The sequence below is a fragment of the Micromonospora sp. CCTCC AA 2012012 genome, from assembly GCF_040499845.1.
GTDB lineage: Bacteria > Actinomycetota > Actinomycetes > Mycobacteriales > Micromonosporaceae > Micromonospora > Micromonospora mangrovi.
In genome coordinates this window covers 3404685-3420894 of the sequence record NZ_CP159342.1, presented here as the reverse complement: position 1 = coordinate 3420894, position 16210 = coordinate 3404685, and the positions used below count along the sequence as shown (strand labels likewise).

Annotated in this window: 20 protein-coding genes; 12 read left to right on the top strand and 8 right to left on the bottom strand. The window is 74.4% G+C overall.

From position 1 onward, the window contains the following. Positions 1–7 precede the first annotated feature (7 nt). Complete coding sequence (locus ABUL08_RS14870) at positions 8–1159, bottom strand: LolA family protein (protein ID WP_350930507.1); 1152 nt, start codon at positions 1157–1159, stop codon at positions 8–10. A 97-nt stretch (positions 1160–1256) separates the two neighbouring features. Here ABUL08_RS14870 and ABUL08_RS14865 point away from each other — a divergent pair, with 97 nt between their 5' ends. Both ABUL08_RS14865 and ABUL08_RS14860 read left to right on the top strand, forming a co-directional pair. After that, positions 1257–1916 (top strand): response regulator transcription factor, encoded by a 660-nt coding sequence (locus tag ABUL08_RS14865; protein ID WP_350930506.1) that lies wholly within the window; start codon positions 1257–1259, stop codon positions 1914–1916. Positions 1917–1924: 8 nt separating this feature from the next. Continuing rightward, a complete protein-coding gene (locus ABUL08_RS14860; protein ID WP_377521778.1) occupies positions 1925–3358 on the top strand; it encodes a sensor histidine kinase in 1434 nt (477 codons plus the stop codon). 10 nt (positions 3359–3368) lie between these two features. On the opposite strand, the gene ABUL08_RS14855 is transcribed toward ABUL08_RS14860, so the two are convergent. Then, positions 3369–4898, bottom strand: coding sequence for a tetratricopeptide repeat protein (locus ABUL08_RS14855; RefSeq protein ID WP_350930505.1), 1530 nt, complete (start codon positions 4896–4898; stop codon positions 3369–3371). A gap of 58 nt (positions 4899–4956) precedes the next feature. Continuing rightward, entirely contained in the window at positions 4957–5418 is a 462-nt protein-coding gene (locus ABUL08_RS14850; RefSeq protein ID WP_350938630.1) for a MarR family winged helix-turn-helix transcriptional regulator, read from the bottom strand. Between the two features lie 50 nt (positions 5419–5468). Between ABUL08_RS14850 and ABUL08_RS14845 the strand changes: the two genes are divergently transcribed. Together ABUL08_RS14845 and ABUL08_RS14840 are read left to right on the top strand one after the other, a co-directional pair. Then, positions 5469–5990, top strand: coding sequence for a VOC family protein (locus ABUL08_RS14845; RefSeq protein ID WP_350930504.1), 522 nt, complete (start codon positions 5469–5471; stop codon positions 5988–5990). A gap of 24 nt (positions 5991–6014) precedes the next feature. Next, positions 6015–6908: a hypothetical protein gene (locus tag ABUL08_RS14840; protein WP_350930503.1), complete on the top strand. Its 894-nt coding sequence runs from the start codon at positions 6015–6017 to the stop codon at positions 6906–6908. Here the strand turns inward: ABUL08_RS14840 and ABUL08_RS14835 are convergent. Both ABUL08_RS14835 and ABUL08_RS14830 read right to left on the bottom strand, forming a co-directional pair. Next, a complete protein-coding gene (locus tag ABUL08_RS14835; RefSeq protein WP_350930502.1) occupies positions 6877–7392 on the bottom strand; it encodes a potassium channel family protein in 516 nt (171 codons plus the stop codon). The genes ABUL08_RS14840 and ABUL08_RS14835 overlap by 32 nt on opposite strands. Before the next feature lie 111 nt (positions 7393–7503). After that, on the bottom strand, positions 7504–7683 hold the full coding sequence (locus ABUL08_RS14830; RefSeq protein WP_242798252.1) for a DUF4236 domain-containing protein: 180 nt from the start codon (positions 7681–7683) through the stop codon (positions 7504–7506). Positions 7684–7935: 252 nt separating this feature from the next. On the opposite strand from ABUL08_RS14830, the gene ABUL08_RS14825 reads away from it, so the two are divergent. From ABUL08_RS14825 to ABUL08_RS14795, 7 genes are all read left to right on the top strand, one after another. Next, a complete protein-coding gene (locus ABUL08_RS14825) occupies positions 7936–8013 on the top strand; it encodes a putative leader peptide (protein ID WP_350938629.1) in 78 nt (25 codons plus the stop codon). A gap of 156 nt (positions 8014–8169) precedes the next feature. Continuing rightward, positions 8170–9204 carry an ABC transporter substrate-binding protein gene (locus ABUL08_RS14820; protein ID WP_350930501.1) on the top strand — a complete coding sequence of 345 codons (1035 nt, stop codon included), beginning with the start codon at positions 8170–8172 and terminating at the stop codon, positions 9202–9204. Then, positions 9201–10010, top strand: coding sequence for an ABC transporter ATP-binding protein (locus tag ABUL08_RS14815; RefSeq protein ID WP_350930500.1), 810 nt, complete (start codon positions 9201–9203; stop codon positions 10008–10010). The genes ABUL08_RS14820 and ABUL08_RS14815 overlap by 4 nt, the downstream gene beginning before the upstream one ends. Continuing rightward, the gene (locus ABUL08_RS14810) at positions 10003–10857 is read left to right on the top strand and encodes an ABC transporter permease (RefSeq protein ID WP_350930499.1); all 855 of its coding nucleotides are present in this window, start codon (positions 10003–10005) and stop codon (positions 10855–10857) included. Before ABUL08_RS14815 ends, ABUL08_RS14810 begins: the two co-directional genes overlap by 8 nt. A 10-nt stretch (positions 10858–10867) precedes the next feature. After that, positions 10868–12202 carry an LLM class flavin-dependent oxidoreductase gene (locus ABUL08_RS14805; RefSeq protein WP_350930498.1) on the top strand — a complete coding sequence of 445 codons (1335 nt, stop codon included), beginning with the start codon at positions 10868–10870 and terminating at the stop codon, positions 12200–12202. Beyond that, a complete protein-coding gene (locus ABUL08_RS14800) occupies positions 12199–12750 on the top strand; it encodes a flavin reductase family protein (RefSeq protein ID WP_350930497.1) in 552 nt (183 codons plus the stop codon). Before ABUL08_RS14805 ends, ABUL08_RS14800 begins: the two co-directional genes overlap by 4 nt. Continuing rightward, the gene (locus ABUL08_RS14795) at positions 12747–13361 is read left to right on the top strand and encodes a malonic semialdehyde reductase (protein ID WP_350930496.1); all 615 of its coding nucleotides are present in this window, start codon (positions 12747–12749) and stop codon (positions 13359–13361) included. Before ABUL08_RS14800 ends, ABUL08_RS14795 begins: the two co-directional genes overlap by 4 nt. Positions 13362–13368: 7 nt before the next feature. Here the strand turns inward: ABUL08_RS14795 and ABUL08_RS14790 are convergent, their stop codons facing one another. Together ABUL08_RS14790 and ABUL08_RS14785 are read right to left on the bottom strand one after the other, a co-directional pair. Continuing rightward, entirely contained in the window at positions 13369–13824 is a 456-nt protein-coding gene (locus tag ABUL08_RS14790; protein WP_242798259.1) for an RrF2 family transcriptional regulator, read from the bottom strand. 7 nt (positions 13825–13831) lie between these two features. Continuing rightward, positions 13832–14749: a helix-turn-helix transcriptional regulator gene (locus ABUL08_RS14785; RefSeq protein WP_350930495.1), complete on the bottom strand. Its 918-nt coding sequence runs from the start codon at positions 14747–14749 to the stop codon at positions 13832–13834. 143 nt (positions 14750–14892) lie between these two features. On the opposite strand from ABUL08_RS14785, the gene ABUL08_RS14780 reads away from it, so the two are divergent. Continuing rightward, the gene (locus ABUL08_RS14780; RefSeq protein ID WP_350930494.1) at positions 14893–15669 is read left to right on the top strand and encodes a glucose 1-dehydrogenase; all 777 of its coding nucleotides are present in this window, start codon (positions 14893–14895) and stop codon (positions 15667–15669) included. Between the two features lie 87 nt (positions 15670–15756). Here the strand turns inward: ABUL08_RS14780 and ABUL08_RS14775 are convergent, their stop codons facing one another. Further along, entirely contained in the window at positions 15757–16188 is a 432-nt protein-coding gene (locus ABUL08_RS14775; protein ID WP_007457244.1) for an SsgA family sporulation/cell division regulator, read from the bottom strand. Between the last annotated feature and the right edge of the window lie 22 nt (positions 16189–16210).

Below are 16210 nucleotides of genomic sequence, written 5' to 3'. Positions count from 1 at the left end.
CGTCGGGTCAGCCCCTGGCCGCCTGATAGAGCCGCTCCGGCGTGACCAGCCCGGCCAGCACCCGGCCGTCGTCGGTCAGCAGCACGCTGAAGAGCTTCCCGGTCAGCAGTCGTCCGCTGCCCCAGTCGCCGCTGACCTTCTCCAGCGAGCCGAGCACCCCGGCCGCCAGGTCCGCCGGGTCGGCGCCCGTGCCGGCCGTGCCGGGCCGGGCGGCCGGAGCCTTCGCGCCACCGGGCAGGCCGGCCGCGTCGAGCCGCGCGACCACCACGGTGGTCCAGCCGGTGCCGACCGTACGCATGCCGTCCGGCCGCCGGTCGGTGGGACCGCCCGGTCCGCCCTTCCCACCCGGGGCGGCCTTCGCATCCGGGACGGCCTTCGTCGACTCCTCGGTCACCTTCACCCCCGGCGGCGGGTTGAACCGGAACTGGTCCGCCTCCGGCCGCCGGAAGTCGACCTGGGTGAAGGCCAGTTCCAGCGCCGGCTTGTCGGCGCCGTCGGCGAGCACCTCGAAGCGCAGCGGCACGTGCTCCTTCGCGTCCAGCGCGATCCGCACCTGGTGCACCAGGGAGTCGGCGTCGCGCGGCGTGAGCACCAGCTCGTACGCGTCCCGCCCGGCCACCCGGGCGGAGCGGCCGACGGTCACCGCGGTGGTCGGGTCGACGGCGGCGAGCGCCCGGTCGGCGGCGTCGGCCGGGGTGACCGGGATGTCGGGCGCGGCGGCCCGCTCGTTCGGCAGGGTGCGGTGCTTCGCGGTGTTGCTGCGGCTGTCCCAGACCCACAGGTCCCGGCCGTCGCGGATCACGTCCCGCTCGCCGAGGGTGTCGAGCAGGGCGACCCGCTGCCGCTCCTCGCCGGAATACCAGACGCGCAGGGTGTGCGTGCCGGTCAGCAGGGTGGTCAGCTCGTTGCCGCCGGCCACCCCGGCCAGGTTGGCCAGTTGCGGCAGGCCCAGGTCGGCCCGCTGCACGACGGTTCCGGAGAGCCCGTCGAGGCGGGACGTCTGCAGGTCGACCAGCAGCTGCGCGGCGGTACGCGGTGGCAGCGCCGGCTCGGCGTCGGCGGCGAACGTGCCGACGGCGGCACCGCCCCCGATCACGGCGACCCCCGCGGTCACCGGGACCAGCCAGCGGAGCACGGCACGGTTGTTCAGTACGGACATGGTGGACACCTCCTGACCGCCATGCTGCACCCCGGTCGCTGTGAGCGCGCTGAGGAGATCCCCTAAGGGGGTGTCGTCGGGTGGCACCCTTGGTGGCGTGCGGTTGCTGGTGGTTGAGGACGAGTCGCGGCTCGCGTCGGCGTTGCAGCGCGGCCTGCAGGCCGAGGGCTTCGCGGTGGACGTGGCGGCCACCGGTCCGGCCGGTCTGGACGCGGCCCGGCACGGCGGCTACGACGCGATGCTCCTGGACGTGATGCTGCCCGGCCTCTCCGGCTACGAGGTGGTGCGCCGGCTGCGGGCCGAGGAGCACTGGCTGCCGGTGCTGATGCTGTCGGCCAAGGACGGCGAGTACGACCAGGCCGACGGGCTGGACTGCGGGGCCGACGACTACCTCACCAAGCCCTTCTCGTACGTGGTGCTGCTGGCCCGGCTGCGGGCGCTGCTGCGCCGGGGCGCGCCGGAACGCCCCGCCGTGCTCGCCGTGGGTGACCTGCGGCTCGACCCGGCCCGCCGACGGGTGACCCGGGCCGACGCCGAGGTGGCCCTCACCACCCGCGAGTACGCCCTGCTCGACTACCTGATGCGCCGCCCCGGGCAGGTCGTCTCCAAGATCGAGCTGCTGGACCACGTCTGGGACGCGGGCGTGGACACCGCCCCGAACGCGGTGGAGGTCTACGTCGGCTACCTGCGCCGCAAGATCGGTCGGGACCGCCTCGAAACCGTCCGGGGCGCCGGTTACCGCCTCGCCACCTGGTGAGGCTCGGGCTGCGGGCCCGACTGACCGCGCTCGGCGTGCCCGGGCTGCGGGCTCGACTGACCGCGCTCGGCGTGCTCGGGCTGGCGGTCGGGTTCGCGCTCGGTGGGGTGCTGCTGGTCGGCGCGCTCGGCTGGACCCTCCAGCGCACCGTCGACGCCGAGGCGTTCCGGACCGCCGACGCGGTCGCGCTGCTCGCCGCCTCCGATGCGCTGCCCGACCCGTTGCCGGTGGCCGGCGGCCAGCTCCGGGTCCAGGTCGTCGACGCCCAGGGGCGGATCCGGGCCGCCTCCATCGACGCCGACCGGCTGGTCCCGATGCTCCGCCCCGACCAGCTCGCCGGTGGAGGCCGCCAGCGGCTGGTGGTCGACGGGCGACGGCTCGGGCTGACCGGGCCGGCCCGGGTGGTCACCGTACCGGCGGGCACCCCGGCGGAGCCGCTCACGGTGGTGGTCGGCAAGTCCATGGCCGACGTCCGGCACAGCCTGCACGTCGTCCGTACCCTGCTGCTGGTCGGGTTCCCGCTGCTGGTGGCGGGGCTCGCGCTGGTGGCCTGGCGGGTGGTCGGCGCGACGCTGCGCCCGGTGGAGGCGCTGCGCAGCGGCGCGGCCGAGATCACCGGGCGGGCGGGGTCGGAGCGGCTGCCCGTACCGGCGGCGCGGGACGAGATCCACCGGTTGGCGGTCACCCTCAACGACATGCTGGACCGGCTGGCGGCGACCCGGGAACGGCAGCGCGCCTTCCTCGCCGACGCCGCCCACGAGCTGCGCAGCCCGCTGACGAACATGCGTACCGAGTTGGAGGTGGCGCGGCGGCTGGCGGACCGGACGGACTGGCCGGCGGTCGCCGACGACCTGCTCGCCGACGCCGAGCGGCTGGGCCGCCTCGTCGACGACCTGCTCCTGCTGGCCCGGCTGGACGAGGAGCCGGTGGCCGGCCCGGGAACGCGGGTCGTCGGGCCGGTCGAGCTGGGCGGGTTGCTGCGCGAGGTCGCCGACCGCTGCCCGTCGCCACCGGTACGGGTGGTGTCGCCGGAGGGGCCACGCTGGACCGAGGGGGACCCGGACGAGCTGCGGCGGGTGCTGACCAACCTGGTGGACAACGCGGTCCGGCACGCGCGTTCGGAGGTGGTGCTGACGGTCACCGGCCCCTCCGCGCCCGAGCGGGACGGCGGTCCGGCGTACCACCGGGTGACGGTGACCGACGACGGGCCGGGAATCCCGGTGGCCGACCGGGAGCGGGTGTTCCAGCGGTTCACCCGGCTGGACGACGCCCGCGCCCGGGACGCCGGGGGCTCCGGCCTGGGCCTGGCCATCGTCCGCGAACTGGTCCGCCGGGCCGGCGGCACGGTGGAACTCGCCGCCGCCGACGGCGTGGCCGGTGACGGGCCGGGGCTGCGGGTGAGCGTGTCGCTGCCGGCCCTGGTCGAGCCGGACCTCGGCTGAGCCCGGGTGGTCAGCGGCGTCTGGTGCAGACCGGCTTCGACCGGGCGACCGTGTCCGTCGACCAGACCACCGCGACGGTGAAGCAGTAGTCGGTGGTGCGGTCGAGGCCGTACACGATCCAGCTGGTGGTGCCGGCGGGCAGCTGCTGGAACGGGTGGGGGTCCTGGCCGGCGCGACCGCCGGAGACGACCACCGGTCCCTCCCCGCCCGTCGGGTAGCTCCAGCGCAGGGCGATGTTGTCCCGCCGGTCGGTGAGCGTCACCGCGCCCGGCGGGGTGCCGGGGGAGGCGGGCGCGCCGCCGCTCGGCGGTGCCGCACCGGGGGAGGCGGCGGTCGTCGACGGGCGCGGCGTCGTCGGCGCGTCCCGGGAGTGGTCCACCCGGGACACCCCGGCGATCACCGCCGCCGCGCCGAGCAGCACCACGACCACCCCACCGACCACCAGCGGCAGCCACCGGCCGCGGTCGGGCGGCGGCGGGGCCGGCCGGTGCACGGGTACGGGCAGCAGCCGGGACGCCGCCTCCGGCGAGTACGCCGGACCGACCCGGCGTACGCCGTCGGGTTGGTCGCCGGCGAGGGTGACCACGGACGGCGGCAGCGCGGCCTCCTCCGGCCGGTACGCCTCGTCGAAGGTCTGCTCCGGCGGCCACCAGCCGTCGTCCGTCGGGTTCCGGTAGCCGTCGTCGTCCTCCTCGGACAGCCGCGGGTTGGGCACCGACGGTGCGGCGTGCGGGGCGACCGGCTCAGCCGGGCGGTGCGGCGGCGGCTCGGGTGGCCCCTCGTCGGCCGGTGGGACCCGGGCGGCCGGCACGATCGGCGGCTGGCGGGTCGGTGGTTCCGGCGCGGGGCAGACGTGGTCGGGGTCGGCGGCGGCCCGGACCAGCCCGGCCACCTGACCGGCGAGCGGGTCGTCGGGGGCCAGGTGCAGCCGGCACAGCTCCTCGGCGAGGGCCAGGTGCTCGTGGGAGGCGAGGAACTCACCACAGTCGCGTTCCATCGCGCCGAGCCGGGCCAGCATCTTGATGCCGGCGGGGTGGCCGTCGCCGTACACCTCCCGGTGCAGCTCCCAGGCGTCCTGGAGCCGGTCGCGGGCGATCTCGCACTGGCCGCGGGCGTATTCCACGGTGGCCAGGTCGGCGTGCGCGGCCAGCACCCGCTGGGACTCCGGCCCGTCCCGGGCGGTCAGTTCGATGATCACGTCGGAATAGAGCCGGGCGGCCCGGGCGTCGCTGCCGACCCGGTGCAGCACGGCGGCGAGGGTGGCGGCGGCGGTGACGGTCCGCTCGTCGGAGCGCCCGTGCAGCCGGGAGGTGGCCGCGTACGCGAAGGCGGCCCAGCCGCGCGCGGCGTGCGGTTCGCCGAGGGCGACCAGCACCCTCGCCTGGAGGCCGGCGGCCTCGGCCAACTCGGGGGAGGCGTTGGCCGGGCGTGGGTCGGCGTCGCTGAGCGCGTCGGCGAGCAGCCGCTGAGCGCCGGCCAGGTCACCTGCGGACACCAGATGGTGCGCCTGGACAGTCAGTTCACCGAAGCCGGAGGACACGCCCCATCGTGCTCGTCCGGCGACAATAAGTACAACCCCCCGAGCCGACCTTGATCGGTCAGGATCCGGTCAGGTGATCGGCCAGGGCCTCGCTGATCCGCCGGAGCTGGTCGACCTGAGCGGGACTGAGGGCGTCGAACAGGTGCCGGCGGACGCCCTCGACGTGTCCGGGTGCGGCGGCGGCGAGAGCGGCGAAGCCGTCGTCGGTGAGGACGGCGATCTGCCCGCGCCGGTCGGTCGGGCAGTCTTCCCGCCGGATCCAGCCGGACGCCTCCAGCCGGGTGGCGGCGTGCGAGAGCCGGCTGCGGGAGGAGCCGGTGGCCTCGGCCAGCTCGCTCATCCGCAGGCGGCGGTCGGGCGCCTCGGAGAGCCGTACCAGGATCTCGTAGTAGGCGTGCGGCATGCCTGCGTCGCGTTGCAGCTCGCGGTCGAGTGTCTCCGCCAGCGCCCGGGAGGCGGTCAGGAAGGCCCGCCAGGTGCGTTGCTCGTCGGGGTCCAGCCACCGGGTCATGACCGCCATCATAGCGGATATTGTTGAACGCTCAACGAAACCGCGCTAACGTGGAGGACATGGGAATCCACCGGCTCAACCACGCCGTCCTCTACGTCAGCAACCTCGAGCGCAGCGTCGCCTTCTACCGCGACGTGCTGGGCTTCCGTCCGGTGGCGATGACCCCGGACGGGTTCCGCGGCGCGACCTTCCTCCAGGCGCCCGACTCGACCAACGACCACGACCTCGGTCTCTTCGAGATCGGCGCGGCGGCGGGCCGTTCGCAGGCCGGCCGGGCCACCGTCGGCCTCTACCACCTGGCCTGGGAGGTGGACACCCTCGACGAGCTGGCCGCCACCGCCGAGCGGCTGACCGCCGCCGGGGCCCTGGTCGGCGCCTCCGACCACGGCACCACCAAGAGCCTCTACGGCCAGGACCCGGACGGCCTCGAATTCGAGATCGTCTGGCTCATCCCGGCCGACCTGCTCGACTCCGGCGCGCTGGCCGCCCGCAAGCGGATCGGCCGGCTCGACCTGGACGCCGAGCGGCAGCGCTACGGCGGGCAGACCCGCGGCGGGGTGGGGATCTCCGTCCCGGCCTGACCGGCCGTGCGGTAGAACGGCACCATGCCGACCGACGCCGTCCTGCGCGAACTGCTCGTCCGCCAGCTCGACCACTGGCTGCCGGGAGCGCTGCACCGCTCCCGGCGGGCCACCCTCGCCCTGGCGTACGCCGGGAGCGACGCCGGTGGCGCGGACGCCGCGCTGCGGGTGGTGGCCGAGTTCGCCGACCGGCTGCGTGGCCGGCGGCTCACCGTGCTGGTGCTGGCCGACGCCCCGGACCTGCCGGCCCGGCTCGGACCGATCGAGGCGACCCTGCCCACGGACGTCGCCGTGCACGTGGTGCCCGGCGGCCCGGACCGGCTGCCGCCGGCGCTGAAGGCGGCCGGCGCGGCCGGCGCGCCGCTGCTCACCCTGGTCGACGGCGGGGACCCGACGCCGGCCCTGCTGGCCGCCGCGACCACCGGTCGCCCCGCCGAACTGCTGCTGGTCACCGACGCCGGCCGGTCGCTGCGGCCGGCGCTGACCGACGCCGGCTTCCCGCTGGTCACCGAGGTGGACCTGGTGCCCGCCGAGGGGCCGGCCCGCCGGCTCGGGTTCGCCACCGGATCGGACCGCAGCCTGGAGGCGCTGAAGGACGCGCTCTGGGCGGCCGACGAGTACGCCGGGGTCCGCTACCGCGATCCCGCCGACCCGGCGGGGCGGCTGCTGGACATCACCCTCGACCCGGAACCCGGCCCGTTGCGCCGTGAACTGCTGGCCGAACTCGCCCGCTCGGGCCCGCGTACGGTGACCGAGCTGCGCCGCTTCACGCTCACCTCGACGGTCTACCGGGCCGCCGACACCAGCCGGGCGCTGACCTCGCTGCTCGCCTCCGGCGGTGTCGGCCGGGACCCGGAGCACGGTCGGCTCGGCGGCGACGTGCTGATCAGCCCCGGGGACGCCGGGTCAGCTGCTTGACCACGATGGACGCCCCGGTGGTGACGACCCCGATGCTGAACAGCATCTGCGCGCAGACGACGACCCGGGCGATCTGCCCCTGGGCATGCACGTCGCCGTAGCCGATGGTGGTGAGCGTGGCGAGGGCGAAATAGAGCGCGTCGATCCGGGTGTCCAGGTTGGCGAACTGGCCGGGGCGGCTGTCGGCCACCACGAAGTCGGCCAGGGCGAAGACGAGCACCCCGGCGAGGAGCAGGACGGCGAGCCGGATCAGCTGGCGTACCTCGGTGTCGCCGGTGGGTGGGGCGGCCCGGAGCTGGCGGCGGACCTGGCCGGTGACCAGCAGCGCCACGACGACGACGAGGAGCAGGGTGCCGACCGAGCGCAGGGCGAGCCGCAGCCCGTTCGGGTCACGTTCCACCGGCACCAGGAAGTAGGCGAGCAGCAGCAGCGCGGCGGCCACCGCGGCCCGTCGCTGTTCCCGTCGGTAGGAGTCGTCGGCCATGCCGCGATTCTCCGCCGGGTCGACGGGCTGCCCGGGCGGAACGGCGAAGGTGCCCCCGGACGCCGAACGGGGTGCCGGTGAACCACCGGCACCCCGTTCGAGTTCGGGACGTCACGCCCGGGACTTGTCCTGCTTCCAGGACAGCGGGCCCGGCAGGTCCACACGGTGGGCGCGGGACTTCGAGTTCCAGGACCAGCGACCGATCTTGACGCTCCACGACGAGAAGCCGTTCTCGGTGAAGTTGAGGATCAGCGGGCCGTACTTCTGGCGCTTCCGGAACTGAATGCCCATCGTGGGCTCCTCTCTCGTCGTGTTCTTCCCTGCGTCTGCGGCATCGAACATGCCCGAACCGACGGTCTGCGAAACCCGCTCGGATCCGCACTGGACGGTGCCCCGGTACGCCCGTCAGAATCTCTAGTCAACGGGTAGGTGTTAAGGGGTCGTAAATGCTGGTGGGGACGGGTTGTAACAAAGTCAGCGGTGAAAATCTCACTTCGTGGAAGAGCGTTGACCGGGTCGGAGAGCGGCGGGCAGCATGAGGCCATGTCGCAGCGGGACGAGCTCCACCTCACCGCTCGCGTGCACGTCGACCTGGTCCGGCACGCGAGCGCGCTCTGTTGAGCTGACCGGTTCCACCGGCTCGGCCACCCGTCGTCGCTCTCTTCCCGCACCTCCCCACCGGCTGCCGGCGCACCGTCGCCCGGCCCGGTGCGCTGTGCGCTCGCGCCCCTCGTGGGCCCCCTCCACCGCACCGTGGACAGATCAGGAGACCCCTCCATGGCCTCATCCCGTCATCCGCTGCGGCGTACCCTCGCCGCCGCCGTCGCCCTGCTCACCCTCGCCGCCACCGCCGGCTGCGGCACCGACGCCGCCGCCGACGGCAAGCAGGTCACCGAGTTGCGCTACCAGGGCTCGGTCGGCCAGGTGACCCTCCCCGAACTCGCCGCCGACCTCGGTTACCTCGGCGACGTCAAGCTCAAGTGGATCGGCAACGTCACCGGCGGCCCGGCCGACATCCAGGCCACCGCCACCGGGCAGAGCGACTTCGGCGGCGCGTTCAACGGGGCGATCGTCAAGCTCGCCACCGCCGGCGCCCCGATCACCGCCGTGGTCAGCTACTACGGCTCCGACGCGCAGACCTTCCAGGGCTACTACGTGCTGGACGGCAGCCCGATCCGTGGCCCCCGCGACCTGATCGGCAAGAAGGTCGGCATGAACACCCTCGGCGCGCACGCCGAGGCGGTGCTGAAGACGTGGCTGGTCAAGGGGGGCCTCACCCCGGCCGAGATCGCCAAGGTGGAGCTGGTGGCGCTGCCCCCGGTCAACACCGAGCAGTCGCTGCGCGCCCGGCAGATCGACGTCGCCGTGCTCGGCGGGGTGATCCGCGACAAGGCCGTCGCCAACGGCGGCATCCGCACCGTCTTCACCGACTACGAACTCCTCGGCGCGTTCAGCGCCGGCGCGTACGTGTTCCGCGACGACTTCATCAAGCGCAACCCGAAGACCGTCAAGGCCTTCGTCGGCGGCGTCGGCAAGGCCATCGAGTGGGCGCGTACCCAGCCCCGGGAGACGGTGGTGGCCCGGCTGGAGTCCATCATCGCCAAGCGGGGCCGCAACGAGGACCCGGCGCTGGTGAAGTACTGGAAGTCCACCGGCGTGGCCGGCAAGGGCGGCGTCATCACCGACCAGGAGTTCGCCACCTGGATCGACTGGCTGGCCGACGCCGGCGAGCTGAAGGGCGAACGACCGAAGCCGCGCGACATCTACACCAACGAGTTCAACCCGTTCGCCACCGGCGGTGGTGGCGCGTGAGCACCGACAAGATCCTCTTCGACCGGGTCAGCAAGGTCTTCCCGGGTCGCCGCGCGGGCGGCGGCGCGGTCACCGCACTCGACCAGCTCACCCTCGGCGTACGCCCCGGCGAGTTCCTGGTCGTCGTCGGGCCCAGCGGCTGCGGCAAGTCCACCCTGCTCGACCTGCTCGGGGGCCTGGCCACCCCGACCTCCGGGCAGGTCCTCGTCGACGGGCGGCCGGTCACCGGTCCCGGCCTCGACCGGGGCATCGTCTTCCAGCAGTACGCGCTGCTGCCCTGGCGCACCGCCGCCGGCAACGTCGCGTTCGGACTGGAGGCCAAGGGCGTCCCCCGCGCCGAGCGGGCCGACCTGATCGCCGCGCACCTCGACCTGGTCGGGCTGACCGGCTTCGCCGACCGCTACCCGCACGAACTCTCCGGCGGCATGAAGCAGCGCGTCGCCATCGCCCGCAGCCTCGCGTACGACCCGGACGTGCTGCTGATGGACGAGCCCTTCGCGGCGCTGGACGCGCAGACCCGCGACTCGCTCCAGGACGAGCTGGTCCGGATCTGGCAGGCCACCGGAAAGACCATCGTCTTCATCACCCACGGCATCGACGAGGCCGTGCACCTCGGCCAGCGGGTCGCCGTGATGACGTCCCGGCCCGGCCGGATCAAGCAGGTCATCGACATCGAGCTGGGGGACCGGGACGCGGTCGAGGACGTCCGCTCCTCGGACGCCTTCCGGCACCACCGGCACCAGATCTGGACCCTGCTGCGCGACGAGGTCCGCGCCGCCCGACCCCAGGAGGCCCGCGTTGGTTGACCTCGCCGAACGTCCCGCCCGGCTGGCCGTCGCCGGTCCGGCCGTCCCCGCCGCAGCCGCCCCCGGCGCGCCGGCCCGGCTGCTGGCGCTCGGCGGGCGGGCCCTGCACCGCAGCGCCGCGCTGCTCGCCCTCGCCGCGATCTGGGAGACCGCGCCCCGCGCCGGGCTGGTCGACCGGGTCTTCCTGCCGCCGCTGTCGGAGGTGCTGGCCGCCTGGTGGGCGCTGGCGACCAGCGGCCAGCTCGCCGACCACGTCGGCGCCAGCCTCACCCGCTCGCTGACCGGGCTGGCCCTGGCGGTGCTCACCGCCATCCCGCTCGGCCTGCTGATCGGCTGGTACCGGCCCCTCGCCGACCTGCTCAGCCCGCTGCTGGAGGTGTTCCGCAACACCGCCGCGCTGGCGCTGCTGCCGGTCTTCGTGCTCATCCTCGGCCTCGGCGAGACCTCCAAGATCGCCCTGGTGCTCTACGCCTGCTCCTGGCCGATCCTGCTGAACACCATCGCCGGGGTGAAGGGCGTCGACCCGCTGCTGGTCCGCTCGGCCCGCTCGATGGGGCTCAACCACCTGCGGCTGTTCCAGAAGGTGATCCTGCCGGCGGCCGTACCGACGATCTTCACCGGCGTCCGGCTGGCCGGGGCGTACTCGATCCTGGTGCTGGTCGCGGCCGAGATGGTCGGGGCGAAGGCCGGGCTCGGCTACCTCGTCAACTACGCCCAGTACAACTTCGCCATCCCCGACATGTACGCCGGGATCATCACGATCTCGGCCATCGGACTTGTCGTGAACCAGCTTCTCGTCGCCGGGGAACGTCGTTTCTCCACCTGGCGCGTCGACCCCACCGCCTGAGAGGAAGACCATGTCCCGAACCCTGCACCTCAACGCGTTCCTGATGGGCGTCGGCCACCACGAGGCGGCCTGGCGGCACCCGCTGGTCGACCCGCGCCGGGTGGCCGACGTCCGGCACTTCCAGGAGCTGGCCCGGATCGCCGAACGGGGCACCCTCGACTCGGTCTTCCTCGCCGACGGCCTCGCCGTCGGGCCCGCCGTGCGGCACAACATCCAGGCCGTCTTCGAGCCGTTGACCCTGCTCGCCGCGCTGGCCGGCGTCACCGAGCACGTCGGCCTGATCGCCACCGCCTCCACCACCTACAACGAGCCGTTCAACCTGGCCCGGAAGTTCGCCTCGCTGGACCACCTCAGCGGCGGTCGGGCCGGCTGGAACATCGTCACCTCCGCCCAGTCCCGGGAGGCCTGGAACTTCAACCTCGACGACCATCCCGCGCACGCCGACCGCTACCGGCGGGCCGCCGAGTTCGTCGACGTGGCCACCAAGCTCTGGGACAGCTGGGAGGACGACGCGCTGGTGCTGGACCCCGCGGCGGGCGTCTTCGCCGACACCGACCGGGTGCACGAGGTCGGCCACGCGGGGGAGAGCTTCCGGGTGCGCGGGCCGCTCAACACGCCCCGGCCGCCGCAGGGCCGGCCGCTGCTGGTGCAGGCCGGTTCGTCGGCCGACGGGATCGCCTTCGCCGCCCGCTACGCCGAGGCCGTCTTCACCGCCCAGCAGACCCTCGCCGACGGGCAGGCGTTCCACGCCGCGCTCAAGCGGGCCACCGCCGCCGCCGGCCGCGACCCCGACCTGGTCAAGGTGCTGCCCGGCATCGCCCCGGTGATCGGGGGTACGGAGGCGGAAGCCCATGCCCTCGCCGCCGAACTGGAGGCGCTGATCGTGCCCGAGCACGCCCTCGCCCAGCTCTCCGGGATGACCGGGATCGACCTCGCCGCGCTGCCGCTGGACGGCCCGCTGCCCGACCTGCCCGACGTCTCCGCCGTGCAGTCGCACCAGAGCCGCTACCAGCTCGTGGTGGAGCTGGCCCGCCGCGAGCGGCTCACCATCCGGCAGCTCATCGGCCGCCTCGGCGGCGGTCGCGGGCACCGGGTCGTCGCCGGCACGCCCGAGCAGATCGCCGACCAGATCGAGCTCTGGTTCACCCAGGGCGCCGCCGACGGCTTCAACGTCATGCCACCCCTGCTGCCACACGGACTGGAGGCCTTCGTGGACCACGTGGTGCCGCTGCTACGCCGGCGCGGACTGTTCCGGCACGAGTACACCGGCCGGACGCTGCGCGACCATTACGGGCTGCCCCGCCCGGCCAGCGCGTACGCCGCCCGAGAGCTGGTGACGGCGTGACCACCGTGGACCGGCCGGAGACCGGCACCCTGGAGCTGCGCCCCGTCGACAGCGATCTGTTCCGCAGCCTGCTGCGCCGGCAGGCGTCCACGGTCACCGTGGTCACCGCGCCCGGCCTGACCCCGAACCGGCACCTGCCCGCGCTGCCGCCGGCCGGGTTCACCGCCACCTCGTTCACCTCGGTGTCGCTGGACCCGCCGCTGGTCTCGTTCTGCCTCGGCCGGTCCTCGTCGAGCTGGCCCACCGTCGACCGGGCCGAGCACCTGGCGGTGCACCTGCTCGCCGCCGACCAGCAGGAGGTGGCCCGCATCTTCGCCACCAGCGGCATCGACCGGTACGCCGCCCACCCGGGGTGGCGGCAGGGCCCGTTCGGGGTGCCGCTGATCGACGCCGCCCTGGCGGTGCTGCTGTGCCGGGTGGTCCGCCGGATCGACGCCGGCGACCACACCATCGTGCTCGGCGAGCCGCTCGCGCTCGGCACCGGGGCGGACGGTGACCCGCTGGTGCACCACCGGGGCGGCTTCACCACCACCCTCGGCCCGTGGTGACCGCGCCACCGACGCCGGACCTGCTCACGCTGGACCGGGCCGCCCAGGACCTGCTGTTCCGGGCGGCCCGGACGGCCACCGCGTTCACCGCCGAACCGGTCGACGACGCGCAGGTCGAGGCGATCCACGAACTGGTCCGGCACGGCCCGACCGCGCTGAACGCCCAGCCGCTGCGGGTGCTGCTGCTGCGCTCGGCGGCGGCCCGGGAGCGGCTGCTGCCGTACGTCAGCGCGGGCAACCGGGAGAAGACGGCGGGCGCGCCGCTGGTGGCGGTGCTCGCCGCCGACGTCGACTGGCACGAGCGGCTGCCGCGGGTGTTCCCGCACCAGCCGCAGGCCCGGGACTGGTTCGCCGGTGACCCCGCCGGACGGGAGGCCCAGGCCCGCTTCAACGCCGCGCTCCAGATCGGCTACCTGGTGGTCGGCGTACGGGCCGCCGGGCTGGCGGCCGGACCGATGGCCGGCTTCGACGCGGCCGGCGTGGAGCGGGAGTTCTTCCCCGACGGGCGGCACCGGGTGCTGCTGCTGATGAACATCGGCCGGCCCGCCGGGAGTCCCCGGTGGGAGCGGCTGCCCCGACTGGACTACGCCGAGGTGGTCCGCACGCTCTGAGCGGTGGTCAGCGGGGTTCCCAGGCGTCCGGGCGGGCGATCAGCTTCCGGACGTGCCCGGGGAGCTTGCCGCTGGCCATCTCGGCGAGGCTGACCTCGTCGACGACCTGGCGGACGGCGGCGCGCACCGCCACCCAGAGCCGCGGCAGGTTCTCCGCCGCGCCCGCGTACTGCGTCTCCTCGGGGCGGACGCCGCGCACCCCGGCGAGCGGGCCGTCCACGGCGCGCAGGATCTGCCCGATGGTGACGTCCCGGGGCGGGCGGGCGAGCGTGTAGCCGCCCTCGGCGCCGCGCTGGGCCCGGACGATCCCGGCGCGGCGCAGGTCCGCCAGGACGGCCTCCAGGAACTTGCGGGGCATGTCCTGCTCGGCGGCGATGACCTGGGTCGACAGCAGGGCGGGGTACGCGGTGGCCAGGCTCAGGGCCGCCCGGACCGCGTAGTCGCCGCGCGCGGAGATCTGCACCCCGTCATCATGCCCGCCCGTTGCCGACGGCGGTGTCGGCGGGCCGGCGTGGGCGCACCATGCGGACAGCCAGGGGCTGTTCCCGGGCGGCCCGGAAGGCCCCCGGGCTGATGCCGACCTCGCGGGTGAAGAAGCGGCCGAAGTTGGTCGGCTCGGGGAAACCCAGCCGCCGGCCGATCCCGGCGATCGGCTCGTCGGTGGCCGCGAGGAGCCGGCTGGCCTGCAACGCCACCCGCTCGTCGATGATCTGCTTCGCGCTGCGACCGGTCACCGCCAGGCAGGCCCGGGTGAGGGTACGCACCGAGCAGCCGAGCCGGGCCGCGTAGTCCTCGACCCGGCGGGTGTGCTGGTAGCCGCGCTCCACCTCGCGGCAGAGCCGGTGGAAGGTGAGCGACTCGCCACGCGGGGCCGGCCGGTCCGGCCCGCCGGGCAGCAGGCTGAGCCGCAGCAGCAGCACGGCGAGCTGGTGTCGCAGCAGCGCCCGGGCGGCCGGTACGTCCCGGTGCCGCTCGGCGTCGACCGCGAGCTGGGTCACCTCGCTGATCACCGCGTCCTCGTCCTCCCCGGCGAGCTGCCGGTACGCCGGCACCGCGTCCGGGTCGACGTCCAGCCCGCGCAGTGTCCCCGCGCCCCAACGCACCACGGTCGCGTCGAGCTGGGCACCGAGGCAGCGCAGCACCTGACCGGTGCGGACCCGCAGCAGCGTGCCGGGGCGGCAGGGCAGCGCGCGGAAGTCCAGCTCGGCGCTGCCGTGTCCGCCGCTGACCAGGATCAGCAGGTCGGCGTCGACCAGCACCGGGCGTCGCCAGCCGGGCTCGGGCGCCAGGTCGGCGAGAGCGCCGGTGCCGATGTCGTCGGTGCCGGGCGTCAGGGGTTGGCGGTCGGTGCGGGTTGCCGGGGAGAGCTGACCGGGAGTGACCATCATCCCGACGTTAACCGGACAACCTGCACCCTGCATCTCGGCCGGGGTCGCAGGGCAGGGGTTGTCGCCGTGGTCACGGCCGGATTAGGTTACCGATCGGTAGCGCCGGGGCCCGTGGAGCCTCGCCGGCCTGCGAGAGGATGCGGATGACGGAGCTGTTCTCGGTCCAGGACAAGACGGTGCTGGTGACCGGCGGGTCGCGGGGGATCGGGCTGATGATCGCCCGGGGCTTCGTACGGGCCGGGGCGCGCGTCATCATCTCCTCCCGCAAGGCCGACGTCTGCGCCCGGGTGGCCGAGGAACTCTCCGCCGAGGGGCGGTGCGAGGCGATCCCCGCCGACCTGAGCCACGACGAGGGCGCGCAGGGGCTGGCCGCCGCCGTGTGCGAGCGCACCGACCGGCTCGACGTGTTGGTCAACAACGCCGGCGCGACGTGGGGCGCGCCGCTGGAGGCGTACCCGGAGGCCGCGTTCGACAAGCTCTGGGCGGTCAACGTCAAGGCCGTCTTCCGGCTCACCACCGCGCTGCTGCCGGCGCTGCGCGCGGCAGCCGACGCCGACGACCCGGCCCGCGTGATCAACATCGGGTCGATCGACGGCCTCCGGGTGCCGTTCATGGAGGTGTACGCCTACTCGGCGACCAAGGCCGCCCTGCACATGCTCACCCGCAGCCTCGCCCACCAGCTCGCCGCCGAGCGGATCACCGTCAACGCGATCGCGCCCGGCCCGTTCGAGAGCAGGATGATGGCGTTCGCGCTCGACGACCCGGCGTCGCGGGCCGCGATCGAGCAGCAGGTGCCGCTCGGCCGGATCGGGCGACCGGACGACATGGCGGGCACGGCGATCTTCCTGGCGTCCCGGGCCGGCGCCTATCTGACCGGGGCGGTGATCCCCGTCGACGGTGGGATCACCACGCACGGCTGAGGCGGGGACGCTGTCCGCGTACCCGATGGGTGATGGCCCGGGGCCGCGCGGACTCGGCAGATCCGCGCGGCCCCGGGTGTGGGCGTGTCAGCGACCGGCGAGCAGCCGGTTCACCGCGGTGTCGACGTCCAGGTGCTCGGCCTCGCGGCCGCGCGGGACGACGACGTAGGTCCGGCGAAGGAAGCGCACGAGGACGCTGCGCGGGACCTCGAAGAGGGCGTTGCCGTCCGGCGACGACAGCGCGAGCGCGACGAAGTCGCCGCGCGGGGTGGCCCACGGCCACACCCGGACGTCGCCGATGCCGGCCGGCTCGTCGAGCCCGGTGACCAGCAGTTCGCGCGCGAACGACCAGCTCACCGCCTCGCCGCCGGCTGATTCGGCGTGGAACAGGACATGGACCGCATACGGGTCAGCAGGGTCGTAACGCAGACTGGCACGCACCGGCAATGCGGTGGCGTCAGGCGCGACGAGCCTTAGCGACGTCTCGACCTCTACGGTCGTCGGTCGGATGACACTCATGGACGTTCTCCCCCCGGCACCG

Excerpts from the sequence above, each read along its gene's own strand:
- ABUL08_RS14835 (WP_350930502.1), bottom strand. The coding sequence starts at position 7,392 with ATGGCCGACGACTCCTACCGACGGGAACAGCGACGGGCCGCGGTGGCC.
- ABUL08_RS14785 (WP_350930495.1), bottom strand. The coding sequence starts at position 14,749 with ATGATGGTCACTCCCGGTCAGCTCTCCCCGGCAACCCGCACCGACCGC.
- ABUL08_RS14825 (WP_350938629.1), top strand. The coding sequence starts at position 7,936 with ATGTCGCAGCGGGACGAGCTCCACCTCACCGCTCGCGTGCACGTCGAC.
- ABUL08_RS14845 (WP_350930504.1), top strand. The coding sequence starts at position 5,469 with ATGGGAATCCACCGGCTCAACCACGCCGTCCTCTACGTCAGCAACCTC.
- ABUL08_RS14840 (WP_350930503.1), top strand. The coding sequence starts at position 6,015 with ATGCCGACCGACGCCGTCCTGCGCGAACTGCTCGTCCGCCAGCTCGAC.
- ABUL08_RS14805 (WP_350930498.1), top strand. The coding sequence starts at position 10,868 with ATGTCCCGAACCCTGCACCTCAACGCGTTCCTGATGGGCGTCGGCCAC.
- ABUL08_RS14775 (WP_007457244.1), bottom strand. The coding sequence starts at position 16,188 with ATGAGTGTCATCCGACCGACGACCGTAGAGGTCGAGACGTCGCTAAGG.
- ABUL08_RS14780 (WP_350930494.1), top strand. The coding sequence starts at position 14,893 with ATGACGGAGCTGTTCTCGGTCCAGGACAAGACGGTGCTGGTGACCGGC.
- ABUL08_RS14870 (WP_350930507.1), bottom strand. The coding sequence starts at position 1,159 with ATGTCCGTACTGAACAACCGTGCCGTGCTCCGCTGGCTGGTCCCGGTG.
- ABUL08_RS14850 (WP_350938630.1), bottom strand. The coding sequence starts at position 5,418 with ATGGCGGTCATGACCCGGTGGCTGGACCCCGACGAGCAACGCACCTGG.
- ABUL08_RS14820 (WP_350930501.1), top strand. The coding sequence starts at position 8,170 with ATGGCCTCATCCCGTCATCCGCTGCGGCGTACCCTCGCCGCCGCCGTC.
- ABUL08_RS14830 (WP_242798252.1), bottom strand. The coding sequence starts at position 7,683 with ATGGGCATTCAGTTCCGGAAGCGCCAGAAGTACGGCCCGCTGATCCTC.